General features: G+C 42.4%; 21 protein-coding genes, 1 tRNA gene and 1 pseudogene. 14 read left to right on the forward strand and 9 right to left on the reverse strand.

All coding sequences use genetic code 11. From position 1 onward, the window contains the following. Nucleotides 1–108: 108 nt before the first annotated feature. The 5 genes from HGH91_RS05475 (at nucleotide 109) to HGH91_RS05495 (ending at nucleotide 9294) form a co-directional block, all read left to right on the forward strand. Nucleotides 109–2652 (forward strand): TonB-dependent receptor plug domain-containing protein, encoded by a 2544-nt coding sequence (locus HGH91_RS05475; protein ID WP_168737417.1) that lies wholly within the window; start codon nucleotides 109–111, stop codon nucleotides 2650–2652. A 448-nt stretch (nucleotides 2653–3100) separates the two neighbouring features. Continuing rightward, complete coding sequence (locus HGH91_RS05480) at nucleotides 3101–4207, forward strand: efflux RND transporter periplasmic adaptor subunit (protein ID WP_168737418.1); 1107 nt, start codon at nucleotides 3101–3103, stop codon at nucleotides 4205–4207. A 25-nt stretch (nucleotides 4208–4232) separates the two neighbouring features. Then, entirely contained in the window at nucleotides 4233–7334 is a 3102-nt protein-coding gene (locus HGH91_RS05485; RefSeq protein ID WP_168737419.1) for an efflux RND transporter permease subunit, read from the forward strand. Nucleotides 7335–7338: 4 nt separating this feature from the next. Further along, the gene (locus HGH91_RS05490; RefSeq protein WP_168737420.1) at nucleotides 7339–8601 is read left to right on the forward strand and encodes a TolC family protein; all 1263 of its coding nucleotides are present in this window, start codon (nucleotides 7339–7341) and stop codon (nucleotides 8599–8601) included. Nucleotides 8602–8610: 9 nt separating this feature from the next. Beyond that, nucleotides 8611–9294 (forward strand): outer membrane beta-barrel protein, encoded by a 684-nt coding sequence (locus HGH91_RS05495; RefSeq protein WP_168737421.1) that lies wholly within the window; start codon nucleotides 8611–8613, stop codon nucleotides 9292–9294. Between the two features lie 473 nt (nucleotides 9295–9767). On the opposite strand, the gene HGH91_RS05500 is transcribed toward HGH91_RS05495, so the two are convergent. The 7 genes from HGH91_RS05500 to HGH91_RS05530 form a co-directional block, all read right to left on the reverse strand. Beyond that, nucleotides 9768–10511 (reverse strand): DUF4397 domain-containing protein, encoded by a 744-nt coding sequence (locus HGH91_RS05500; RefSeq protein ID WP_168737422.1) that lies wholly within the window; start codon nucleotides 10509–10511, stop codon nucleotides 9768–9770. A 541-nt stretch (nucleotides 10512–11052) separates the two neighbouring features. Beyond that, complete coding sequence (locus HGH91_RS05505) at nucleotides 11053–11256, reverse strand: hypothetical protein (protein WP_168737423.1); 204 nt, start codon at nucleotides 11254–11256, stop codon at nucleotides 11053–11055. Between the two features lie 315 nt (nucleotides 11257–11571). After that, nucleotides 11572–11841: a hypothetical protein gene (locus tag HGH91_RS05510; protein WP_168737424.1), complete on the reverse strand. Its 270-nt coding sequence runs from the start codon at nucleotides 11839–11841 to the stop codon at nucleotides 11572–11574. Next, complete coding sequence (locus HGH91_RS05515) at nucleotides 11826–12215, reverse strand: plasmid mobilization protein (protein WP_168737425.1); 390 nt, start codon at nucleotides 12213–12215, stop codon at nucleotides 11826–11828. The genes HGH91_RS05510 and HGH91_RS05515 overlap by 16 nt, the downstream gene beginning before the upstream one ends. Before the next feature lie 216 nt (nucleotides 12216–12431). Beyond that, nucleotides 12432–12878, reverse strand: a complete 447-nt coding sequence (locus HGH91_RS05520; RefSeq protein ID WP_168737426.1) for a hypothetical protein — start codon at nucleotides 12876–12878, stop codon at nucleotides 12432–12434. Continuing rightward, the gene (locus tag HGH91_RS05525; RefSeq protein WP_168737427.1) at nucleotides 12841–13272 is read right to left on the reverse strand and encodes a hypothetical protein; all 432 of its coding nucleotides are present in this window, start codon (nucleotides 13270–13272) and stop codon (nucleotides 12841–12843) included. Before HGH91_RS05525 ends, HGH91_RS05520 begins: the two co-directional genes overlap by 38 nt. A 48-nt stretch (nucleotides 13273–13320) precedes the next feature. Next, nucleotides 13321–13515, reverse strand: coding sequence for a hypothetical protein (locus HGH91_RS05530; protein WP_168737428.1), 195 nt, complete (start codon nucleotides 13513–13515; stop codon nucleotides 13321–13323). Between the two features lie 517 nt (nucleotides 13516–14032). Between HGH91_RS05530 and HGH91_RS05535 the strand changes: the two genes are divergently transcribed. The 9 genes and pseudogenes from HGH91_RS05535 to HGH91_RS31590 all read left to right on the forward strand — a co-directional run. Further along, nucleotides 14033–15514 (forward strand): hypothetical protein, encoded by a 1482-nt coding sequence (locus HGH91_RS05535; protein ID WP_168737429.1) that lies wholly within the window; start codon nucleotides 14033–14035, stop codon nucleotides 15512–15514. A gap of 136 nt (nucleotides 15515–15650) precedes the next feature. After that, nucleotides 15651–16568: an HlyD family secretion protein gene (locus HGH91_RS05540; protein ID WP_168737430.1), complete on the forward strand. Its 918-nt coding sequence runs from the start codon at nucleotides 15651–15653 to the stop codon at nucleotides 16566–16568. Between the two features lie 5 nt (nucleotides 16569–16573). Further along, entirely contained in the window at nucleotides 16574–17476 is a 903-nt protein-coding gene (locus HGH91_RS05545; protein WP_168737431.1) for an ABC transporter ATP-binding protein, read from the forward strand. A 586-nt stretch (nucleotides 17477–18062) separates the two neighbouring features. Continuing rightward, nucleotides 18063–18803: an ABC transporter ATP-binding protein gene (locus HGH91_RS05550; protein WP_168737432.1), complete on the forward strand. Its 741-nt coding sequence runs from the start codon at nucleotides 18063–18065 to the stop codon at nucleotides 18801–18803. A gap of 7 nt (nucleotides 18804–18810) precedes the next feature. Then, a complete protein-coding gene (locus HGH91_RS05555; protein ID WP_168737433.1) occupies nucleotides 18811–19869 on the forward strand; it encodes an ABC transporter permease in 1059 nt (352 codons plus the stop codon). After that, the gene (locus HGH91_RS05560) at nucleotides 19866–20957 is read left to right on the forward strand and encodes an ABC transporter permease (RefSeq protein ID WP_168737434.1); all 1092 of its coding nucleotides are present in this window, start codon (nucleotides 19866–19868) and stop codon (nucleotides 20955–20957) included. Before HGH91_RS05555 ends, HGH91_RS05560 begins: the two co-directional genes overlap by 4 nt. A 250-nt stretch (nucleotides 20958–21207) precedes the next feature. Further along, nucleotides 21208–21357, forward strand: a complete 150-nt coding sequence (locus HGH91_RS05565; protein ID WP_168737435.1) for a hypothetical protein — start codon at nucleotides 21208–21210, stop codon at nucleotides 21355–21357. 215 nt (nucleotides 21358–21572) lie between these two features. Beyond that, nucleotides 21573–21947, forward strand: coding sequence for a recombinase family protein (locus tag HGH91_RS05570; protein WP_168737436.1), 375 nt, complete (start codon nucleotides 21573–21575; stop codon nucleotides 21945–21947). 20 nt (nucleotides 21948–21967) lie between these two features. Beyond that, nucleotides 21968–22996 (forward strand): annotated as a pseudogene (locus HGH91_RS31590) (recombinase family protein); the annotation flags it as partial. A gap of 529 nt (nucleotides 22997–23525) precedes the next feature. Here the strand turns inward: HGH91_RS31590 and HGH91_RS05580 are convergent. Together HGH91_RS05580 and HGH91_RS05585 are read right to left on the reverse strand one after the other, a co-directional pair. Next, nucleotides 23526–23598, reverse strand: a tRNA-Lys gene (locus HGH91_RS05580). A gap of 70 nt (nucleotides 23599–23668) precedes the next feature. Continuing rightward, the gene (locus HGH91_RS05585; RefSeq protein ID WP_168737437.1) at nucleotides 23669–26131 is read right to left on the reverse strand and encodes a glutaminase family protein; all 2463 of its coding nucleotides are present in this window, start codon (nucleotides 26129–26131) and stop codon (nucleotides 23669–23671) included. Nucleotides 26132–26287 lie beyond the last annotated feature (156 nt).

Consider the following 26287-nt stretch of genomic DNA (forward strand, 5'->3'; position numbering starts at 1 on the left):
CTTATTGTAAGGAATTTTAAACATAGCAAATACATTCACATTTTCGGCCGTCGGCCGTTATGGCATTGCTGTGTCAATCGTTGCCAAGCTTTAGGCTTTCTCATATCCGTGGTACTGCTTTGTAGTGCATTACACTCCTATGCCCAACAATCCCTTACCAGGAAAATATTCACATGCCATGCTGCCACCGGCAGCATTCCTTTCTTACTATCCAAAATAAGCAGCTATAGCGGCACGATCATCGAATATTCCACCAACTACCTCACTACAGACAGTACCTATTCTATTGCTGACGGAAATGTCATGCTGGGTACCGTACTCCATAAATTACTGAACGGGCAGCAAGTAACAATAGAAGAAATAAACAACAAGATCATCCTTCTGCCTGCAAAAAAAACACCTGAGCAGTATCCGCTCTACGGATTCACGATGGAAGAAGGCAGTATGGAACCATTGGCCTATGCCACAATACAAGACCTGGCGTCCGGTCAGATCTGCCAGGCCAACAGGTTTGGCTATTACAACATGATGTTGTCTCGGGGCAAACACTACCTGGAGGTAAAACACAGCAGCCTCCCTCCTAAAACAATCACCATCTTGCTTGAGACATCTACTCAAAAAAACCTCATCATCTCACCAGTTAAACTACCAGAGGTAAAAATTGACGCGGGCAATACACTTCAACCCGATGGCGGCTCCCGGATGGATAAATACCAAACTGATGCCTACAACAATTTCATGGGAGAAACAGACCCCGTGAGATCTTTATACTTGTTGCCGGGCAATGTGGAAACACAGGAGACTACCGGAAAACTGGTGGTTAGAGGTGGTGATCCGGACCAGAGTATTTTCCTGCTGGATGGCAACCAGGTGTACAATCCCAGTCACCTGCTGGGTGAAATTTCAATCATCAACAGTACGCTGGTTAAATCAATCAGGCAATATAAAAATGACTTCCCCAGTCGTTTCGATGGCGCCATTTCTTCTATCACGGAAGTTAATACCCGGGATGGAAACATGGACAAATGGACGGGGGAAGCCAATGCGGGACTGCTCGCCGGCGCCATGTCCGTAGAAGGTCCATTACGCAAACAATCAACCGCCATGATGTTCTCCATGCGCCATAGTTGGTCCAATCCACTGTTGAATATCCTGGATGACAAGTACCAACTGCGGTTTTATGATATCCATTTTAAGTTAACCCATCTCCTCAATGCCAATAATAAGCTGATGCTTACCGGCTACCTCGGCAAAGACCACCTGAATATCCATAATTCGGATTATCAACGTCTGCAGGCTTGGGGAAACCGGCTGGGAACGCTCAACTGGATCCATTTGCTCGGCGTCCGCTCATTTGTAAGTACCACTGTAAATGTCAGTAACTATACCAATCTTGCCGGTATTAAATTCGCGCTGTTCAACGATTCTACCCAGCAGGCTGAAGATAGTAAGGCGTTTAACAATTATGCATCCATTGACAAACTGGAAGCAAAAACCCAATTTGAATACAACGCATTACCCAATTCCCGGTTCCGGTTTGGCGCCAGGTATGCCCATATCACGATCCGGCCTTTTAATACCACCATTTCTCCCGAATTTCTGGAAGAAGAGGGTTATTATCGGCCCATGCAACCGCTTCGCTTTGGCGAGTTCGCCCTTTATGCTGAAAATGAATTGCGCATCGGAACGAATATATTAATCCGACCGGGCCTGAACTACGCCACCTACAAATTCCATAGCTACACCCATCGTTCCCTTCAGCCCCGGCTATTTGCCGCATGGCGGATCAATCATGACCAGCAGTTTACTTTTTCGTATGCCCGCATGATACAATACCTTCACCAGGTAACTACACCGTTTTTAGGCATCAACAGCGAGTTTTGGGTGCCTAGTACCGGACTGTTGCGCCCTGTGGAAAGCCATATGGTAAACCTGGGATATAATTTCAATGACAAAAAAGGGTTGTTCCTCTCTGTAGATGCTTACTACAAGCAGATGAGCAACAACACCAACTTCGCAGAAAAGGGAAATATCTTCTATAATGAAGATACCTGGGAAACCGATATCCTCGCGGGGAAAGGCTGGAGTTACGGACTGGAAGTACTGGCCAGGAAACAAATCAATAAATGGCAGTTTCAGTTTTCGTATGCGCTTACCCGGAGCGAAAGACAATTTCCAGACATTAACGAAGGGAAAAAATATCCTTTCTGTTATGACAGGCGGCATAATTTAAATGCCACCATCAACTATAGCCCGCTTAAAAACTGGAACCTCGGCCTCGTATGGTATTTCAGTTCCGGCGATGCAGAGTTCCTTCCTCCGGGAGTCAATGATGACTTTGATACTCCCGCTCCTGTGGATCCTGGCAATAAAGAACCCGACGAGAAAAATCCCTTTGTCTTTGACAGAACCGGGTACAAGTCCAGACGACTGCCGGCCTACCATCGACTGAACTTTAACACCAGCTTCTCATTTCATACCGGTCAGCAGCTTACGCACAAGTTATCTGCCGGCCTTTATAATGCCTACCAGGCCCGTAACAAGTACATTCGGGATGTTTGGAACCTGGAAGACAATAGCTATAATACTACATCATCAGGAAACCGCTTATTTGATCTTACTTTTTATTTATCCTATACCCTCAGATTCTAGTTTTTTTATTCTTTTCTGTAGGAAGTTTCATTTTTTTGTTGTTTTCATAACAGATATGGTTAAAGTCAACCCCAATCGCAGATTGTAGCTCACATCATACCTATAATTAACCCGGAGGCGCTTTATAGCGCCTCCTATTTTTATTTATATAAGCCTTTTCTGAATAGCTACGAAATAAAATGTTAAAGATCCTGCATTCTCCCCAAAAGAATAGGAAGGTCGTTCTACTTCCGGTTTTATTAAACGTAGACCTAATTAAAACAACAGCAGCACCACTCTTCTATCAGTAAACAAAAAATAATGGAAATGAATATAATAATAAACATTCAAAAGCAGTATGTATATGCTTTTTTAGGCAACAGCAAAGTAGATGCTACCATTAATTTACAACTATGGCTGGATAAATAAAATCCGCATATATGAACTTATAACGCTTAACAATGGCACAATGAAACAAATACAGGCATTTTTTTATGGTACATTACTCATGACATCATGTACACAAAAGCCTTCTCGTACAACTGTCAACAGCTGTGAGCTGCACGGCGACACTGTAATCATTAATTCACAATCTGCACTGGCAAAAAAAATCCATATTGACACCATCAGCAGACAGCTGTTACGTCAACAGATGTCTGTAGCAGGCGTGGTAAAGGTGATCCCCAATAAGTTTGCAGAAGTAGCGCCGACTTTTTCGGGCAGGGTCCTTTCAGCTTACCTGAAACTTGGCATGAAAGTAACGCCTGCTACTCCCCTTTTTTCCATGAGTTCGCAGGATTTTATTACAGCGCAGAAAGCATTCTTTCAGGCGAAAGAACAACTGCTGCTGGCAGAGAAAAGACTGGCACGACAGCGTAATTTAGTGGCCAATGGCGTAGGCGTTCAACGGGAGCTGGAAGAGGCGCAAATGAATTATGATGTAGAAAAAAAAGAATTTGAAAGCGCCCGGTTGAGTATCCGGTTATACAAGGCCAATCCCGATGAACTGGTCCTGGGACAGCCCCTGATCATCTACGCCCCTATTACAGGTGAAATAGTAGAGAATAAAGTAGTAGTAGGCCAATTGATAAAAAATGACGGCGCCAGTGTGGCCTCAGTAGCGGAACTATCAAAGGTATGGGTAGCTGGCCATGTCAAAGAAAAAGATATGGGCGCTATCCGTCAGCTGAGCCATTCACAGATCACCATTGCCGCGCTGCCAGGTAAAATTATACGGGGAACAATCTTTCATATCAACGAATTGATCGAGGAAAGCTCCCGCAGCGTGGAAGTATTAATGGAGTGCAAAAATGACGACCATGCACTTAAACCGGGTATGTATGTGAATGTTAATTTTGAAAACACGCCGCAACCTACCATCCTGATTTCCCCCAAATCACTGCTGCAGCAAAGCAATACCTCCTTCGTTTTCCGGCAGGTCGCTGCTGGCAGGTACGTACGCCAACAGGTAGAAACAAACGGTGTCCTCGGCAACAAGGTGGTAGTAAAGTCGGGGCTTTCAGAAAACGATACCGTCATTAGCGATGGCGCCTATTATCTATTGGACGCCAGGTAGCCATTATTTATTAATTGAAAACAACATGATGAACCTGATTTATATAACCATCCGGAAAAGATGGTTACTGATAGGCTTTTTTATAATGCTGGCACTATTTGGCTATTATTCGTGGAAACAATTGTCTATCGAAGCATACCCGGATATTGCGGATGTAAGCGCCCAGATTATTACGCAGGTGCCCGGACTGGCAGCGGAGGAAATGGAACAGCAGATTACCGTCCCGGTAGAGCGGGTACTGAATGGGCTTCCCGGCATGAGCGTCATGCGCAGTAAAAGCACCTTCGGCTTATCTATCGTTACCGTTGTTTTTCAGGATGGTTACGAAGACTACTGGGCCCGGCAACGTATCAATGAAAGACTGAACGCATTAACACTTCCCTATGGAGCCAAACCGGGATTGGACCCGTTGACTTCCCCTATCGGGGAAATCTACCGGTATGTGATAGAAAGTAAAGGCCATGACCTGAGGGAATTGACCGACCTGCAAAATTGGGTAATTATACCCCGTTTAAAACAGGAAGCCGGTGTAACCAACGTCACCAATTTTGGAGGCATTACCACCCAATACCAGGTAGAACTAGACCCCGCACGGTTGGAACAATATCAATTGTCGCTCGGCGATGTCCAGGCCGCCATCACTAACAATAACGCCAACGCCGGCGGAAGTATACTCAACCAGGGCGACCTGGGCTATGTGATCCGCGGAATCGGATTGGTGAAAACACTGGAAGCACTTGGCGACCTGGTTATTAAAACCAACAAAGGCGTTCCTATTCTGCTAAAAGACGTAGGTGAACTCAGATATGGCAACCTGGAGCGGAAAAGCATCCTGGGCTTTACAGACCGGGAGGTAGATTACAATGAAAGCATCGAAGGCGTAGTACAATTACTAAAAGGGCAAAACCCTACGCTGGTATTGCAGGGAGTACACAATGCCATTGATGATCTCAACAACCACCTGCTGCCTGAGGGAGTACGGATCCGGCCATATATGGATCGTACAGACCTGGTGAACACCACGCTGAATACGGTTTCACACACCTTGATAGAGGGCATGATGCTGGTCATTATAGTGCTCATCGTATTTCTTGGCAGTTGGCGGGGGGCATTGATCGTTGCTATTACAATACCATTAGCATTGCTGATTGCCTTTATATTGATGTATTTTACCAACATTCCGGCCAACCTGCTTTCCCTGGGCGCCATTGATTTTGGAATTATCGTGGATGGCGCCATTGTGATGATGGAAACGATCCTGAAAAAACGGGAAGAAAATGAACTGGCACCGCTGGACGAGCGTTCCATAGCGCAACGGGCGGCGCTTGTTGGCAAGCCGGTATTATTTGCTACCATTATTATCATTACCGCCTACCTGCCTTTATTTGCTTTTGAAAGAGTAGAACGTAAGCTGTTTACACCAATGGCGTTTACGGTGAGCTACGCTCTGGCAGGTGCCTTGATAGTAGCAATGTTGCTAATTCCAGGTCTCGCTTACAGCGTATACAGAAAGCCGCGCAAATTATACCACAACAAATGGCTGGAAAAATTATCCGTAGCCTACCTGGCCCGTACCAGAAAGATCATGCAAAAGCCTAAAAGGGTTTTGTGGCCATTAGGCATAGTGCTGATAAGCGCTGCTATACTTTCCGCGACCGTAGGCAAAGACTTTCTCCCCTCTTTAGATGAAGGCTCTATATGGCTACAGATACAACTCCCCACGGGCATATCACTCCAGAAGTCGAAAGAAATGAGTGACTCTTTACGTATGGTAACCCTGAAACACAAAGAGATCACCTATATGATGGTGCATGCCGGCAGAAATGACGATGGAACAGACCCCTGGTCGGCCTCCCATTTTGAATGTTCTGTAGGGCTCCGGCCTTATAAAGAGTGGCCCAAAGGAAAAACCAAAGCCGATCTTATTGAAGAACTGGCGGCCGACTATGCCGCAATGCCAGGTTATAATGTTGGCTTCAGTCAGCCGATGATCGATAACGTGATGGACCGGATATCAGGCGCCCATAGCGAGCTGGTTGTAAAAGTATATGGCGACGATTTTGCAGAAACCCGGCGGATAGCGCAGCAGGTGCTACAGTCCCTAAAAAAGATAAAAGGCGCGGTAGATCTCTCTATCGACCAGGAGCCCCCTCTGCCACAACTGCAAATTAAAATCGACAGAGCGGCTTTGGCGCAATACGGGCTGAACGTGAGCACTGTGTCGGAGCTGGTAGAAGTAGCCATTGGTGGTAAACCGGTGTCCCAGCTTTTTACCGGCAATAAAGTATATGATATCACCTGCCGGTATAAAGAAGACAGCCGAAATACGCCGGAAAAAATTGCCAATCTGATGCTGGCATCTCCCACTGGGGCCAGGATTCCTTTGTCGCAGGTAGCTGCTATCAGCACCACTACCGGGGAAGGCATCATTACCAGGGAAATGAACAAAAGGCACCTGACTGTAAAACTAAATCTCCGGAACGTGGACCTGTCTTCTTTTATGGAACAGGCCAGGCACAGTATAGAAAAAGACATCTCTTATGATCACGGAAAATACCGGATTGTATGGGGAGGGCAATTCGAGAATCAAAAGCGCGCCTACGCAAAACTGGCGGTGGTGGTGCCTGTAACGCTGCTGTTTATGTTCCTTCTGTTATACGGCGCATTCGGACGATTCCGGCAGGCGGGGCTGATCCTCAGCATTGTTCCGCTGGCACTCTTTGGCGGCATGTTGGCGCTCAATATAAGAGGTATGACCCTCAATGTATCTTCTGCGGTTGGCTTTATTGCATTGTTTGGCGTAGCTATTCAAAATGGAGTGATCATGATCTCCAATTTCAATGAGCTGCGCATACAGGGAGCTACCTTACTGGAAGCCGTAATTGCCGGTGCGGCCAACAGGTTCAGGCCCATATTGATGACCGCCACCGTTGCCATTCTTGGCTTATTGCCAGCCTCATTGGCTACCGGCATTGGCTCAGATGTTCAGCGCCCACTGGCTACCGTAGTAGTATACGGCCTGCTGGCTGCTACCGTCATTACGCTATTTGTTTTGCCGGCATTGTATTATCTGTCTGAAAGCAAATGGGGTGCTACAGACTATCAGCAAAAGGATGAAAAAAAATAAACAGATGGCTATCAGATATGGTAATATCCTGCTATTGCTTTTCCTGGCAGTACGGGGAAATGCACAAGTAACTGACTCGTTGACTTATACCCGCTTCCTGGCGGAAATAACAAATAACAACCTGGCGTATGTAACAGAGCGGTTCAACGTCAACCTGGCTGCCGCAAGGGTTGCTGCGGCAAAGGTTTTCCCAGACCCGACGCTGTCATTTGGCTGGGTGGATAACGGGCAGAAAAGAATGAAAATGGGGTATGGATTTAGTACCTCTGTCAACTGGCTGCTGGAATTGGGCAATAAACGACAAGCCAGAAGCAGCGTAGCAATAAGCCAGCTGGAACTGACAAACCTGTTGCTGGAAAACTACTATCGCCAGCTCAGGGCAGATGCCACGCTGGCCTACCTGCAAACCACACTACAGGAAAACCTGCTCAAAGTAACCACGGAATCTTATCAAAACATGTCGCTGTTTGCCCGGGCAGATAGCATCCGATTTCAGCTGGGAGAAATAAAAGCAGTAGATGCGCGCCAGAGTAAACTGGAAGCCGCCAACATGTTGAATACAGTGTATAAGCATGAAGCCAGCTTTAAGGCCGCCTTATTACAATTGGGGATGCTGATGGGAAAATCATCAGATACGCTTTACTACCCTGCTACGTTCAAATCCGGATTTGACAGGGAATTTAGTTTAAAAGACCTTATCAACACCGCTGTCAGCAACCGGGCCGATGTCCTCGCTGCCGTGAAAGATAAAGAAGTGGCCAACAACCTGGTGAAGCTGGCACAGGCCAACAGGATGCCGGACCTTGGACTAAGCCTGGGAATGGCGCAAAACTCCGGTGCTACCAACACCATAGCACCAGCCCCTTCCACGAATGTTATTTCCGCAGGTATTAGCATACCATTGAAGTTTTCCGGCAGGTCGAAGGCGGAGCTGTTATCGGCCCAATACAGCGCAGCCCAGGCAGCTGCCCGTTACCAGCAGGCGGCATTACAGGTACAAACCGAAGTGGCCACCAGCTATTATAATTACCTCGCTGCCCGCAAACAAGTAAGCCAGTTTCATACCGGCATACTGGAAGATGCGCAGAAAGCACTCGACGGTAAGATATACAGCTATCGGTCCGGCGAGATCAATCTGCTGGAAGTACTGAATGCCCAGCGCACCTACAACAGCCTGAAACAGAGCTATTACGAGGCACTAAATGGATATGCCGCGGCGCTGGTGGAAATGGAAAGAACAGCCGGCATCTGGGATATTAACTTATAAACGAATGATATGAAACATATTCTGATAATGATAGCTTTCCTTGCATTACTTCCGCCTGTTTGCGCCCAGCAAGACAGTAGCGGATACCGGGAAGTATCATTTGGCATAAAAGCAGGGGTATCTTCCAGCTCACTATATGGTGGGGACCTTCATTTATTGTCGTCCGGCAGCTACGTAAAACCTCTGCCCGGTATGTTTGCAGGAATTACGGTGCACTCCAGGCTAAGCAAGTATTTTGGCATCCAATCCGAATTATCAGTTGGGCAAAGTCCGGTGATGTTGCATCTCCTGGACAGCAACAGCCAACAGGTATACAACAGCCGTTTTAAGAGCACTTATCTGATGATAGCCCCCATCTCAACTACTGCTTACTTTCACCGGTTCCGGTTATCTGCCGGCCCTTACGTTAGCAGCTTGCTGCACAGCAGTATAGAACGAAAAGGCGCCGATGGACAAATAACAACAGAAAGAAACATTTTCGGCACCGCTACTGCTCCGGGAGGATTCCGCTACAAATTTGATGCTGGCATCGTGGTACAGCTGCGCTATGAATGCAACAATGGCTGGAATATAGGCGCTGGCTATTCCCGTGGATTTATACCGGTTATAGAAGACCCACGCATACAGCATCAATGGAAAATATACAACCAGCAGTTCAACCTTTTCCTGGGTTACCAATGGCGGAGAAAATAAACAGGAAATCGAGTAGACAGTGAGGGATTATTTCCCTCACTGTCCTTTCACACCACCGTACGTACCGGCCTGGTATACGGCGGTTTGTTAGAATAATTTCTTCCGATGTTCTGTTTTCATATCTTAGTGATGATAGAATCCTAAGTAACCTTTCTTCCTAAAGTACTTGCTGGCGAGTATGCTACACAATATCGGACTGCGTGACATGCAGCTATATCCCGAACTGGCGTTACTCCACTGCTATCCGTCACCTTTAGGTCGCCTAGTTTTATGAGATGCCGGCACTGCCCTTTGATTGTCTTCCATTGCTTCCAGGCACACATGCGTAGCCGCCCATGCACTTTGCTGTCCAATTTGTACATCAACTTCTTAAGGAAGAGCTCTTTTAACGTATAACCATATAGGTTATCACACATAAAGGCCACTCTCTGTATTCAGAGGTGGCCTTTTCCGTTCTCTACATCCCAAAAAATTTATTTATGTTGTGATACCTGGAGTGCAACTTTGGTGGTTCCCGTCCCCTTTGCCAGACCACTCAGGTACAATGTTGCCACTTTTCCATCCTCCAGTTTAACAATAGGAATATCGAGTATCGTCGTTTCTTTTCCACCAACCTTGGTTTTGACTTTCACATGATAATCACCCGCAGCAACAGATTTGAATACAGATAGTGATTTAATATCGGGCTTATCCCCAACATAAGTAGCATTACTTACCAACCGCAGACTGTCTTTATTCTTAAAAACATCAATATCAACAGCGGTAGCATCAGGTGACAGGTGCAGGAAACGTACGTTGGACTTCCCTTTTGCCGGGCTGCTGCGGTCATCCGTTAACAACAATGCCTTTACTTTGTTGTTCAACAGCGTGTCATACACGAACAACGAATAACTCACTTTGTCTGTCAACGCATATTTCCCATCCACTATTAACTTACTTCCGTCCAGTAAGAATTTCAATACCGCTTCTTTGTCAGCCGGCACAGGAATGTACCCGTTTGACTGTCCAAGGAACTTCAGTTTATCCTGGTGCTTTTTGCCATTGATATCTGCGGTCAATTCACCGGTCTTTGGAGAAGCATGCACGAATTGCATAGTTGCATTCCTGGCTGGTGGCGGTGGCGGAGCCGGATCGTCTTTCTTTTTGCAGGAGGTCACCAAAGTGGCGGCTAACAGGGTAAAGGCAATACCTTTCAGGGGCATTCTTACTTGTTTCATATACTAATTTTTTTTGAATAAATACTACTGTACAGACTACGTTTCGTTCACCGGAAGGCTGTTCTTCTTCCTGATAGAAAACAACAGATTGCGCATTCTTCCTATGGCAACCAATGTTATTTTTAATTTTTTTGAAAGAAAATATTTAATAGCTGCCTATAAATGTCATCAATAGCCTATCTAAACAAGGAGGCTGGCCGCTGAAGAGCCGCCTCCGTTGATTAATGCACCAATAACTGAAGCGCTTCCGTAGTAAACATTCTACTAATATTTCACCATTTGCGACATCAGCAACTTCGTTGGTATGACAGGTAATAGCCCAACATCAATAATATACCGCTACGGACCCTGGTAAAGTTATTGCTCTCCCCATTCCAGGAACTACAAACAGCGGCCGCAACCTTCCGGTTTTCCGGAACAGCAAATGTTCCTGTTTTATTACGCTCCTGTTTCTACAACATTCAAATGAACACGCCGGTACACCGCTGTCTGCTTGCAATAACGTTTCCTATTCTGCCTGGTAAATACAATATTGATAGAATCAATGTTTTTTGCCTGTCTTCTTCGCAGTATCTACCTTTGCTGGTTTTAATACCGGTGCTGCGGGACGGGATCCAGTTTTTTTACTGGTATCTGCCATCTGTTTGCGTTGTTCTTTTGATGGCTGCTGTGCCATTGCACCTGTAGTAGAAATCACGGCAACAACCACTGCCAGCATCGCTGAAAAAAATAATCTGTACTTCATCATTTTAATTTTTGCGTTATTAAATATTAACCGGTAGAATAACCGATACGTACAATTGAAAAACATAGGATAGGAATATTTTCCTATCCTCCCCAGGACGGAAGATTGTTAAAGTAGCGTTAAAGGAAAAAACATTAATAGCCAAAATACAAGCCATTCATATAAGGGAAGTCGAAAAATTCAATATAACAAACAACTGTTGGCTATTACCCGGTTACGTCTGTATCAAGCTAACTCCCGATTCCTCCTACAGGAAACCATATACCATTAAACTTATTCATGGCTGAACCTCCTTCTTAATTTTCCCAAAATTGGTTAATGCGCCTTTGCGTAAATGACCTTGGCAACTTCCCTATAAGCATTCAGGCATACCCCGCTTCTCAAATACATCGTTTGCCAATAATACGCCATCAAAATTACCGGCTTTAACGAGGCTGCGGGTAACTTTTGAGTAAAATTCAAATTGCTAAAATCATCTGGATAGCTATGCGCTAATAAACCACTGGCAAGAGACTCCGCAACCTTCTTTTCATTATACACTATGGCCCCACTTATATTCTCCCCAATCATTATTCTTGCAACCATAATTTAGAAAAGTCACTTATTCTCTTCTGAATGTGTTCAATCTTTATAAGCAAATCACGTTGATGCTTCTCGGATATTACCAACCAATGAAGATATTCCGCCGATGGAGGAATGGCATTTAACTTCCGGACCACCTGATTAAAATTATTACCTTGTGCCGTTAATTCTAGTCGCAGCGCAATAAGTTCCTCCATAAATGCATCCATACTTTGATCACGTACCTTTGTCACTACCACACCTCCAAATAGAACTTTCCGCACATACTCACTCAGGCTATTGCTCGTTGTCCCTCTCATTCTCGCTGTTAACGATTCATGTTCTGACAACGACAATCTAACATTGCACCACTTTACTTTATTTTTTTCACCCCCCATATCATAAACCTTTAGAATCAGTCCTACAAGTCAATTACACAATATTGCGAGTTCCGAGCAATATTAACCTCTTGCTGCGACCCTGGAGCAAGCAAGAAAGAGCAATTGTGTAACAATTGTACATCTTGCTGGAGGCGTGTCACAGCCGACAGACTTAACTGAACTCTGTTCAATTACCCAACAATTAGAATTAGAAATAAGATCGAAAGCGAAAATTCAGTAACTCAAGAAAAAGGAAAAAGCCTTTTTAAGACCACCTACTTTCCTTCTCTCTTTTACAACCTCAAACAATGAGGCATACAGATCTGAATAGGTCACCGGAATGCCTTGTTCATGAAAATCTATCATGACCTGGCGAACCAATCTTGAAAACTCTAGCAAAATTTCACACCCAGTAAATTCATTCTTTCTGTCTGCATATACGCGAAACTTATAACTCTTTGCAAATTCGGAACTACCTATATCGACACAAATTGATTCAGTATTCAACTTGGTAGAGTCATCATCAGTCGAAAGTCCTTCATTCGATCCAGTATCTACAGCATTCATTCGCTTACAAAACCGAAATAAGCCATCAAGCACAATAAATAGTACAGCTGAAAAACTGCGAAAAGCACCTTGCTGACTACCGCTTCCTTCCTTGTTTTTGTTCGCTTTTCTCATTGATGCGTTTGAGTTTTTTCTTGACTTTGGAATAAATCCTCTTTTTCTCTCCCTGGTAATCACGGTGAAATTTCCACACAAGAATTGCAGCAAGTGTATAAAGTACAGGATCAAATCTGGTATTTATATCCTTCTTTAAGTCAATTCGATTAGCAACAAACTGAGTAAAGGAACCTCGATCCTCTGGAAGCATTTTATTTTCATACGTCCAAATACCATTAGCGTTCTGCAATTGTATTAGTTCCTTATTACCTTTCTTAAACAGATTATGGTCCACTTGCTCAAAACTTCCTTGCAATAAATATGCTTTGAAGTAATCCCCTCGACCGACAGTTCCGTTTACTATCGAAAACAAACGAATTTCCGCCTTACTAAAGGCTCTATCACGTGCCATACATAAGATGTTTATAAAGCTGCAAAATCACAATTCAACCCTATCTCATCAAATGCGTCGCATTTCTTTTAATGGAATGGCCTTCCGAAATGAAACAATCCAATTGACTGCCGCCACCTTCCAGTTACGCATTTCTTTACCGGAACCCAACTTCCATTTCGAGATAGAATGGTACCAGTAAAATGCATCCGCATGTTGTATGTCGAGGTCCAATTTCAAAAAATAGTACCTTACTTGCTCCATAGTAGGAGGATTAAATGCCGAATTTGTTTCCATATCAACTATTTTTCTTTAATCAAAAGTGAAGCAACTTCAAAAAACACATATACACCAATCATACAGCTGTATAACAACAATAGATCCTATTATATAGAGTAGTCGGAATCGTATCCGACACTAGTGCCACCATATGATACATGCACGCATGCACGCACATCACATACTACAGGCACGTACATGCATCAATCTGAGAAGTTTTGTCACCCCAAAATCTTATCGCGACAAATAGTAGTTAACTGATGTATGCATGCATATATCGTATAGCACAGGTACATACATACATCAATACCTAGGTTCTAGGCATTGCCATAAAATGGGCAGGAGAGAATATTTTTTTTGAAAAACAAAAAAAAAGCCTTAATATGCTATAACATTGGATACCAAACTACCCAATTATTACTTTTGTATCCCTTAACACCAAAGCATTTTCCTCGAACTTTTACTCTGTATCCACCTGTATTTAAAGCTGTGACCCTGATAAATGCAAAACAGTTTTTACAAACATCTTTCTACCCTTCAGGAGGCTGACTTGGTATCTCAGACAGAAACCATTATCGAATACATCATCTTTTTTAAAAACCTGGAACGGGAACTAACCAATAGGGACCCCAGGCAAATAGATGGAACACTTATCAGTTCACAACTCGGCTTATTACAAACCTACCTGAAATCCATAAAAAAGGTTCTTATAAATGATCGAAAAGAAAGTAGTATCTCATTTTGGAAGCGAATACCAATAGCCAGAGAGATATTTTCGCTAGTAAATAAAAACAGAGGACTGAGGAAGAACAGGATATTAAATGATGTAAATCGGCTACTTGAAATTGAAGAATTAAAAAGAGAGTTGAATTTAGAGCGCGAGCGATCAAAATCCAATGCTATATTTACCGATGTGCTGTTGGAAGATATTACAGGAAAGGTATTTGATCTATCACTAATCTTGCACCAGTGTAGCCTACTGGAAGATAAAACCCACTTTAAGAGCATTCTATCACCAGCAAAAGGAATCAGTTATTATGTCAACGCACTAATCTCGAACTTCCAGGACCAAAAAACCGCTCAAACCCTAAAGCATCATCGATACCCAGTTCACAACATTGACCCGGATCAATTTATAAATACAATAATAAATCAGGCACAATCCTTTGCTACCCTGCACAATATTTCCCTGCTATCTGAAACTGGTGGACAAAATTCGATCATACTTATCAATGAAGCAAAGTTTGGGAGAATCGTAAATAACTTAATTATAACTGCCCTTTTATCTGCAAACGAAGCATCCCAGGTAAAAATATACTCAAAGGTCGAGAATGATGTGTGGCAGCTTGAGCTAACAGTCAATGACATTGGCAGACCTGTTGATATTATCAACGACGAAATTGCTGATTTCAAAACTATGCAGGAATCAATATCAGCCGCATTTAGATCAAAAAATATTTTCGTTGCGAATGCAATTCACCTGTGTAAAGTATTGAATATCGAACTGGAGACTACTTCAGATATTGGAAGAGGCACAACGTACAAAATTACCATCCCACTTGCACCAATAGAATTTAAACCGGTTGTAGCCGAACTTTTCAAACCGGAAAGGCCGGTAAAAATTCTATTGTTAGAGAATGGTAAGATATACACTAAATATGTTACAGAAACAATAGATAGTATAATCCCTCAAGCGGAGGTCAAAGTATTTGATTATTCTGATCCGGCTGTCTTGCAGGCATTAATGGAGAAACCAGATATAGTTTTCCTTCCTTTTGGGGCAGATTTCAAAAATACAATCCCCATTCTAAAGCGATTTAAATCTATTCAGGTATTCAAAAATTGCAGAGTGGTCTGTTATGGCTCAAGCACTTTGGAAGAAACGACTATATCTTTAAAACAAGCCGGAGTTGATTTCTTACTTTTTCTACCGCACACTCAACTTGAAGTAACAGATATTCTATTTCACTCACTACAGAATTGAGCAACCACCAGTAAGCAATATAAATTCAACCCACAACTGATTTATGAATAATAGGAAAGAATCTACACTGTTAATACTACCTTATATATTTTCCACCCTGTTACTCTCATGTGGAGGTAGCAAGAATCCAAACCTTATGGGTAGCGGTATTTTCGAGTCGGAAGAGACGACAATATCTGCCGGAGGAACTGGTGAGATTACAAAATTGCAAGTAGAAGATGGCGATCAAATTGAGGCAAATTACCCATTGGGACAAATAGATACAACGGACCTACACTATTTAAAAGAACAAGTTGTATCAGAACTCCGCTCTTTACAAACTAAAAAAATTAACATCAAGCCACAGATCAGTAACATTTCAGCTGAGATAGTAGCTAGAAAAAAATATACCGAAGTCCTGGAATCAAGGCATCATTCAATCCAGATTGAAAAGAAGAGATACACTGCTTTAGTGAATGCTGATGCAATTCCGTCGAAGTCCCTAGATGACATTATAGCGGAAAATTCACTCATTGAGAGACAAATCGAGCAATCAAAAGAAGAAGTAAATGTTTTGCAAACCAAACTAAAATCAGAATTGGTAAAAAACCAATCAGAAAACCTTGCCATCACATCCGATAGTGGAATGCTGATAGCAAAAATTGAGCAATTGAACTTCCAAATTAAAAAATGTCGAATAATTAATCCGATAAAGGGAACTGTAACAAAGCGATTCAGCAGAGCATACGAACATATAAAGTCCGGTTCGCCAATTTACACCATAGCAGACAATAGCAAGATGTATCTTAGAGTCTATTTTCCATACAAGGAATATACGAACTGCCGGATAGGGCAACAGGTTACTATAAAAATTGATGATGGAATTGGTGGGCAAATAACACATCCCGGTCAGATTATTAGTATCAATACTCGCGCTGAATTTCAACCCAAGGGGCTTCAGTCTCCGGACGAAAGAACAAATTTAGTCTACTCCGCCAGGATCTTAGTTTTAAATCCTGAACTAAAAATCAAGTCAGGCATGTATGGTGAAGCATTCGCAATAACACAAAAATAACTAAGATGTCAAACATCATTGATATAGTCAACTTGGGGAAAACCCACCAGCGTTCTATGGCCCTTAGCAATCTCAATTTCCATATCAATAGATCAGAAATATTTGGTATTGTTGGGGCAGATGGATCAGGGAAAACAACACTTTGTAGAGTACTTTCAACTTTAGACAAACCGGACACTGGTGATGCCACAATTCTGGGATATTCTCTCAAAAACCAGTTTCATCAACTACGTCCACTTATTGGCTATCTACCAGAAAAACCTGCCTTATACAACGATCTGACAGTAGAAGAAAACATTCATCTGGTAGCAGACCTTCGGAAAGTTGATAAACAGATATTACCAGACCGGAATAGTCAATTATATAAACAACTCAAAAAATTTTCTGCGATTCCAGCCCAAGAATTATCAGGCGGCACCAAGCAAAAACTAGCATTATATCTATCAACCCTTCACAATCCGCCTATACTGTTACTTGATGAAGCGACAACGGGCCTTGATATAACTTCAAGAGATGAGCTGTGGAACAACCTGTCTGAACTACGGGCATCTGGAACAACTATAGTTTATGCCGGAAGTGACTTTGAAGAAGTGGAAAGGTTCAGCAGAATGGCTGTTTTGAATAAAGGGAATATGCAAATCACGGGTACATTACAGGAAATACTTAGCACCCTCCCGGACAACCGCATATTCACGATTGAATCGTCGGAAAATATCCCAGAACTATTTGGAATTGTAAAAGGTTTTCCTGGCATTTCAACCTGTTATTTATGGAAAGAGAACACGATCCGGATAGTTCTTAAATGTGGAGTTGAGAAGTTTAATGAATATTTATATGATTTTATAAAAGAAGGAATAGTAGTTAGTAAAGCCACCCCGTGTATTGAAGATTTTCTGTTAACGTTATAAAAGTAAATAAAAAGGCTTGTCACGGTTATTTTACTTTTATCGACGGTCCATGTGGCTTTTTCAGAAATTTGAAAATAGTACAAAATGAGAGATTTAAAAGAAGTAACAGTCGAAAAAATATACATCTGCAACACCTGGGGGGGGGTACCCATTTATATATTAAATGCCGACATCACCGGGATTCCTGATGAGGATATTACATCAAATGTACTTAGACAGCTACATAACCGATGGAAAGGAAAGAGTTTGACGACGTTAGTAAGGTTTGGGTTTCTTCAAAAACCACGGCTCTTTTGTTATCCTGAGAAATGGTTTTTAGACCTAAAAAATCACCGTATTATAAGTGATTTGAAAATACTAAGGAATAAGTTAAGCATAGCAAACATGGACCCCAAACGAAATTTTATGCTAATACAGGAACTTTCAGAAAAAATACTAGCTATTGACAAACAATTAAAATGTTCGCTAATGACATATATTACTCAGATGTCACATTTGAACAAAAGGAAATTTTAAAACATGAGAATAACAGCAAAAAAAACTAAAAAACAAAGAAAATTATGCTTACCTATAAATGTGAATCATAGTGAATAAAATTATTATTGTTGATGATTTAGTGAAAGAATACGGTAGTAAAACCGTGGTAAGAAATATTAGTTTTAATATCACATCCGGGTCAATATACGGACTACTAGGAGCAAATGGTGCTGGTAAAACTACGGTAATTAAAATGATAATTGGTCTAGTCCAACCGACATCAGGAAGCATATATATTGATGGTATTAATGCAAAATTGGGTAAAAACAACGGCACTGATTTTAAAAGTAAAATTGGATATATGGGACAACAATTCAACCTATACAACCAGCTTACTGTTCGGCAAAATCTTATGCTGCATGCCGGATGTCATTACATAGGTAGAAGGAATGGAAACATTAGAATTGAGGAACTAATTACCGACTTTCAACTGAGTGACATTATCGATGTATCAACAGCCAAATTATCCGCCGGACAACAACAAAAAATAGCATTTGCATGTTCAATAATACATCGCCCTAAAATCGTAGTTGTGGATGAACCAACAAACCAATCCGACCAAAACTCAAAACGGATATTTTGGGAGCAGATAACATCATTGTCTAAACAATCTGGTATCACTTTCCTTGTTACGACTCATAACCTATTTGAGGCGGAGTATTGTAACTATATTTCAATAATGGATGGTGGAATTATTAAAGAGGCTGGAACCCCCTCTGGCATTAAGTCTAAATACAATGCCGATTCGTTGACTGAAGCATTTAGACGTATAGTAAAAAATAACAAATAATAAATAAATGTTCTCGTTCTTTGTACTCCTGAAAAAGGAGATTAAATTAATCCGTAGAGATTCAAAGGCTTTCCTGCTCTTGTTTGTACTCTCGATTTCATTGGTGATTATTTTCGGATATGTATTAAGATCCGATCTTCATGACTTAAAAATTGCTATTTGTGATGAAAACAACTCATTACACTCACAAAGGTTATCTGCAAAGATTGGCGCTAGTAAATTATTCCGGGTAATTAACATAGGTCCATCACAAATAGAAGCATCTCTTCAAACAGATGTAAAAGCTGTTGTAGTAATTCCCCCAGATTTTACATCGGGAAACAAAGTCCAAATTATCTGCGATGCTACGGACCCCAATCTTGCTACTACAGCAAGTAGCTATCTCAATAAAATAATTTCTGAATATTATAACAGCAGCGAAAACGAAGAACATTACACGTCGAAAATGCTTTACAATCCTACATTAAATGCTGGTCTTCTCAATATACCTGGCGTCATTTCACTAATAATAATGCTAATTTGTGTAATGACTAGCTCTGTTCAGAGTGTAAAGGAAAAGGAGTTTCACACTATTGAAACTTTGAAGCTAACAAATGTTCCTAAATTGATTATTTATTCTTCAAAATTACTTCCTTACTTTTTCATTTCATTTATCCAGATTACTGCAACTCTTGCAATAAGCATCATACTTTGGGGCTTCCCTTTTTCTCCGGAAAATATTTTGCCTTTAATTATATTAAGTTCAATTTACATCATTACCTGTCTATCAGTAGGGTTACTTATTTCCGTCTTCACGCAAAACCAGTTTGATGCACAACTTGTCTCACTTATGGCAATGATAATTCCGACGGCTCTTTTTACTGGGTTCATCTTTCCATTGGAGAACATGCCATTACCTTTGCAATATCTGAGTACAATCGTTCCTTCCAGGTGGTATTATTCGGGGCTTCTTGATATACTGGTGAGAGGTGGCGGTATCCAATCCGCTTGGAAGTATATTTTTATAATGATGTTAATGTCTGCATTACTCAACCTTATTAGCATAAAGAAAATTAAATCGCTGTGAAATTATTTGACCACCCAATTTGGTTTCTTCTCAACAAAGAAATAATTCTAATCAGGAAGAGTGTAGCTGTACTCGTTTTAGCGATACTTCTACCGATAATACAGCTTCTTGTGTTGCCGTTTGCAGCACGGTATGAGATCTCGAATATTAGACTAGTGATAATAAGCTCCAGTAAAGATGCAAATGAGAATTTAAGCACTCTAAGCAAAATTCATCAAAGTAGGTTGTTTAATATTGTCGGCGAGGCACCTAACTTTACAATTGCAAAGAAACTAATAGATAAAGGGGACGCTGACGGTATTATTCACCTGAGAAGGGAGTTTAATACTATTAACGCCTTTGTTGCATTCGACGCAATTAATATGCAAAAGGCGGTAATAGCAGATGCGTATCTCAATTCTATCCTAGAGATGAACAACATAGAGAATCAAAATAATACCATCTTGCCCACTACGTATATTACTATGAGGTACAATCCTATGATGGATTACACTTATTTCACTGTTCCGGGAATATTGGCTTTTCTGGTTACTATGTTGGGGGTATATCTTGCCGCACTCACAATCACAGCTGAAGTGGAAAGTGGTACAATTCATCAATTATTTGTTACTCCAGTAAGCAAAACAACGATTCTTCTGAGTAAACAGCTACCCATATTTCTTATATGTGTGTTTGTATTTTCATGTGGATTGATTTTGATGAGGTATTTCTATGGTATCAAAATACAGGGCAGCATAGTATTAATATACACTTTTTTATTCATATATCTGTTTGCCATTATTGGTGTAGGTTTAGTAATAAGCATACTATGTAAAAAAACGATTGAAGCAACAGTAATTTCTTTTTTCCTTATGCTCCTGTCAATATTAACCTGTGGACTTTTCTTTCCCAGAGATACAATGCCACAATTCGGACAAATCATAGCAGACTATCTTAACCCTGTAACTCATTTTGTAGAATTTCAGCGTTCTATTATCCTAAAAAATTGTACCTTTACGCAAGTTTCATACAATTTTCTCGCTATTACCATCCTCTGCGTGATTTCCAACTTCGTCGCTTACAATTTATTGGGGAAAAATAACAGGTAGTACAATATCCAATCACACTTACCATCAATTGTTAATTTCCAGCTCCGACTTGTACTCTAAATCGTAACAAATAACAATTAACACCATCCCGCATCATACACCTGTATTCCCGGTGTACATATACAGTTTCCTTAACATATAAATTAGCTAATTGCCTTTTCATGATTTATCCATGAAAAAGGTAAATGGTTGACTGACGTTTCCAATAGTCAGGGGGCCATGCTATACTTATCTAATTGGGAAGTGAGATATGGACAAGGTGACGCCGGCAGAAATTATAGATGCCTATAAAAAAGAAGGCATCATTATAACACCACAAGAGGCAGAAGAAATACTCTCTTTAATGCTTCTTGTAATTGATTTATTTATAACGCAAAATATTAATAATGAAAAGCGCTGACCTATATGTAAGAGCAAGTAGCGATTATCAATTCAAATTGCAAAAAGCTCTACTATTGAAATATTGTGTTTCACATCATGTTTCAATAGGACAAATTTTCAATGATCCCAGGATGCCTATAAAAAGGAAGCGATCATAATCAAGTTACAGGAAGCAAGAAAAACCGAAAAATAACTTCTGCTTTCTGTAATCGACATATTTAGTAACAAATTTCAATGATGAAGAAAGCGGATTTATATCTAAGAGCCAGTTGCGATTATCAATTCAAATTGCAGAAAGCCCAACTAGAGGAATATTGTGTAAATCACAATATTACAATAAGGCGAATTTTGTATGATAATAGTATAGTGACTGGTGATGCTATCGGGATTTTCTGGGAAAACTATATTAAGAGTTACAAAGATACTCCAGGAGCAATTGATTTTATCCTGTTTACTGATTGGGGGCGAATTTCCCGGAATGAGGTTAAAGCAGGTGAAATTATCAAAGCTCTCACCAAAGAGAAGATTCTCGCCCTCGCGATAAGTGAAACATACCAACAAGTAATTCTGAAATGGGCTGATTTTCCTCATAAACATGGTGAGAATTAATAACCACTAAAAATTGAATGATGAATAATAAAAGAGAATTACTAGCGGATCTATACTGCCGTGTCTCTACGGATGACCAGGTAGATGGTTATTCTCCATCAGAACAGGAAGACTGCTTAGTTGCTTACTGCCAGAGAAACAATATAGTTATACGAAAAATTATCCATGAGGACCATTCAGCAAAATCCTTTAAACGCCCAGAGTGGTCAAACTGGTTATCTGAACAACGAAAACTATATCGAAGGTCTGATCTCATTTTATTCACAAAATGGGATCGTTTTTCCCGCAACACTGCAGATGCTTATGCTATGATTGCTTCCTTACGTCGAATGGGCATCGAACCCCAGGCGGTGTCACAGCCATTGGACATGGACATTCCTGAAAGTAAGATGATGTTAGCCTTCTACCTCTGTCAGCCGGAGGTCGAAAATGATCGCCGTGCCTTAAATGTTTTTAACTGCATGAGAAGTGCAAAAAAAGGTGGAAAATGGATGGGAATTGCACCACGTGGATATATCAATAAAAGTAAGGAGATACCTGATTCTCGTAGACATGGAAGCAAGCCAAAGTATGAAAAATACATCGAAATTTATGAACCAGAAGCATCAATAGTACGATGGGTGTTTCAAACAATTGCCGAAGGAAATTTCAATACGGAACAAGTATACAAAATGGCCTTAATTAAAGGACTTAATACAAGCAAAAACAACTTCTGGGCAATGATTCGTAATACGATGTATTGTGGCAAAATTTATATCCCTGCCTACAAAGGAGAGGAACCTATGTATGTAATTGGAAAACACCCTCCATTGATCTCGGAAATGCTTTTTTATGATGTACAAGACGTTCTTGATGGAAGAAGGAGAAAGCAACGCGCTCAAATTGCAGTTGACGAAAATTATCCATTAAGAGGCTTTTTATTATGTCCTAAATGTGGTAAAACACTAACTGCCAGCGCAAGTAAGGGTAGAAAATATCACTATCACTATTATCATTGTTCCTCATCATGTGGCTTTAGGCATCGTGCTGAAGAAATGAACAGCCTTTTTATAAAGGAAATTAAAAGTTATGTGCCTCGTCCACTTATGCGTGATATTTATAAGCGTTTAATAGTAAAGGCAGTGTCGGATAAGTATAAATCTGAAAATCAGGACCGTAATGGAATTTTAAAGGAAATAGAGGTGCTGAATAATCAAATTTCCGAAGCGAGACGATTACTGTTTTCCAAGGAAATAGACTTATCGGATTTTCGGATAGGTAAACTTGAGGCCGAAAAACAAATAACCGTTCTTGAGGCCAAACTTCATTCACTTCCTGATAAGCTGTCAAACATTGAGGCAATCCTTCAAAAGGGGCTATCGACATTGTGTAATCTTGATACAATTTTTGAAACAGGCACTATAGAAACTAAAAGAAAGATTATTGGTTCGATGTTCCCGGAAAAACTCACTTTTTCTGAAGGGCGTTATCGAACCACAAAATTAAATGCAGCCGCCAAGTTATTATTCAATCTGGAAGAGGGTTTCAGCAGAAAAAAAAATGGGACAAGTCCAGATATTTCAGACTTGTCCCATGAGGTGATCCCCTTGGGACTCGAACCCAAGACCCATACATTAAAAGTGTATTGCTCTACCAACTGAGCTAGGGAATCATTCACCCCGTTTTTGTTTAACGGAGTGCAAAGATAGCAATTTCTATTTTACTTCCAAATTCATTTTGAATTATTTATCTCCCTCCGGATTAAATTTTGCTTGAAGCATTTTCATGAAGTACCCTCCTACTACGCTCCTTGCCTGGAAGCCGACCATTTTACCATCGGTGGTTTCGTGCCAGTCGCACAGTGGTACGCGTGTAGTCGTTTCCGTGGCGTATTTGTAAACGGGTGCTACGAGGGCACGGAAGTCGTCGGCGTTGTCGGTGAGCACGGCGGTCCAGAGTATCCAGTCTGATTTGGTGTAGGTTTTACGGCTGTCGAGAGGAAGGCCGTAGGGCTGTTGGTGTGCGAGGTAGAAGGCGGTTTCTTTTTTGTAAACGCTGGCGGGGAACAGGTGGAAGTTGAGCACTTTGTCCCATACCATGTTGTACTTCTGGCTCCAGGTGTTTTTGCTTTCGAAAGCGAGACTGAAATGATCTCCATCGTCGGCGAGTTGTATCCAGTGGTTGGCCATGTCGCGGGCGGCGCTTTCGTATTTGTCGGCGGTGGTGGCGTCGCCGAGCATGCGGGCCAGCATGGCGTAGGAGCGGATGCCGGCAATAGCTTTGAGGGAGAGGTTGGTGTTGCGGGCCAGGTGACCGGCGAAATCGTCGGTGCACAGCTGGTTAGCGGGATCGAAGCCTTCTTTCATCAGGTATTCGGCCCAGGTGGTGAGTGTGCTCCAATGTTTTTTGGCGTAGTTGGCATTGCCTTCTGCGCGGGCGATGGCGCCGGCTAGTACGAGCATGTTGCCGGATTCTTCTACTGGCATGCCTTCGCCGTATACCTGTCCGTTGGCTAAGGGATAGGTGCCCAGGTCGTGGGCGGCGTAGGGTTTAGTGTATTTGCCGCTTTCGGAGAAATAGAAGATGCCGTTCATCATGCCTTTCAGGAGGTCGGGGTTGTATAAGAGAAATAAAGGCGCCGACGGATAGGTAACATCTACCGTGTTGATGCAACCGTTGCTAAAGTTTTCTTTAGAGAGAAAAAGGATGTCGCCCTGCGGGCTTTTAGCCAGCTTATGTGCGGCGATGGACTGGCGGTAGGCCAGTTCGCAGAGGGCGGTATATGCTTCACCACCGGCTCTTACGGCGTCGTTGTGCAGTTGTTCGTTGAACTGCTTACACTTTTCCAGGATGGTGGTGTAGTCGGTGTAGGCGGCGTTGAGTTGTTTGTCGATGGTTTGCGTAGCATCGTTTTTCCACCAGGCTTTGAGGTTGGTATGAAAATATTGTAGGGCGTATAGGTCGTCGTAGCCGAGCAGGAACAGTTGTTCTTTAGGCGTGCTGGTTACGGCGCCCAGGTCAACGGCGGTATTAAGCACCAGGGATTTGTCGAGTGTAGTGCTGGCTGTGCGGCCGTTGGCAAAGGCGGCAGCGGCATCGGCGGCGGTGCTGATATACTGTTGCGGGCGGGCAGCGCTGGGTGCAGCTACGTATAGGTAGCCCCAGTCGATGCGGAGGTCGTCGCCTTGCTTTTTCAGGATGGGTTGTTCTTTGCTGCCGGCTTTTAATACCGACAGGCTGCCGTTGGTATATGCAGAAGCGGCAACGGGCTGTGAGGGCACGTTTACGCAGATGTCTGAGGAGGCGCCGAAGTACACCTGTACCTGGTGGGTGGCGTTGTCGTTGGTGGCCACCTTATATACGATATACGATACCGGCCGGGATAGCAGTTGCAGGTCATCCATCAGCAGTGGTGAGGTGAAGGTGAGCGTTACGTCTGCTTTGCCGCAGGTAAAGGTATATATCGTTTGCGTGGCGTTGATGTTAACTCCCGTCTGTACGGCCTTTTCAATGTTTTGACCCGCAGGCGGCGGTGTAAGGCGGGCAATGCCGGCATCCAGGAAAGCGCCACCGGCGGTATTTTCGATATGAATGGCCAGCACGTTGCCTTTGGCTTTCAGCTTCTGTTTGGCGGCTTCGGGAATAGGAATGTATACATATTTATTCAGCCAGCCTTTTAAGCTATATATCTGTTCCCCGTTGAGGTATACCGTAATATTATCATCGTGAGAGATTTTCAGGAACAGGTCTGCGTTGGCCGCATTCCCTGCGTCGAAGGTTCTGCGGGTCCACAGGTCGTGACTTTTCCAGGGCGTGCCACCTTTGGATGGCTCATCACCAAAGGGTGCTGCCGCGGTTTTCCAGCCTTTGTCGTCGTAGGCCACCTGCATCCAGTCGCCCGTGGGCGCCTGTTTAGTGTATTTTACGGAGTAAGGCCGTTCATCGCTGGTAGGTACGAGCGATTGATAGCTGGGTTCATCTTTACCGAGAATGCGGTAGGTAACACCATCTACCTTTACCAGGCCGGTAAGCGCCTGGGTAGTACCCGTCCAATGCCGGGTGGCGCTGCCATTCAGCTCATCGGTGGCCGACCAGATACTGAAATAAGGGTCGTGCGTAATTAACGGGTAGGCCGGCGCCTTTTGCTGCGCGGCCACACTGCTGCCTAAGCCCAGCAATGTGAGGAGTGCGAGTGCTTTCACCATAACGTGATTTAAATCTATTAAGCGTACAAAATACAATTAATGAATTTATTACATTTTTCCGGCGATTCATAACCGCTCATAAAAAATGTACTTTCATTGTGGGTATATCTGGTGTTAAGGGGTTTGGTACTAGTTCAGCAGGAAAAAAATAAAAAA

It is taken from the genome of Chitinophaga eiseniae, from assembly GCF_012641265.1.
In the GTDB taxonomy this organism is placed as follows: domain Bacteria; phylum Bacteroidota; class Bacteroidia; order Chitinophagales; family Chitinophagaceae; genus Chitinophaga; species Chitinophaga eiseniae_A.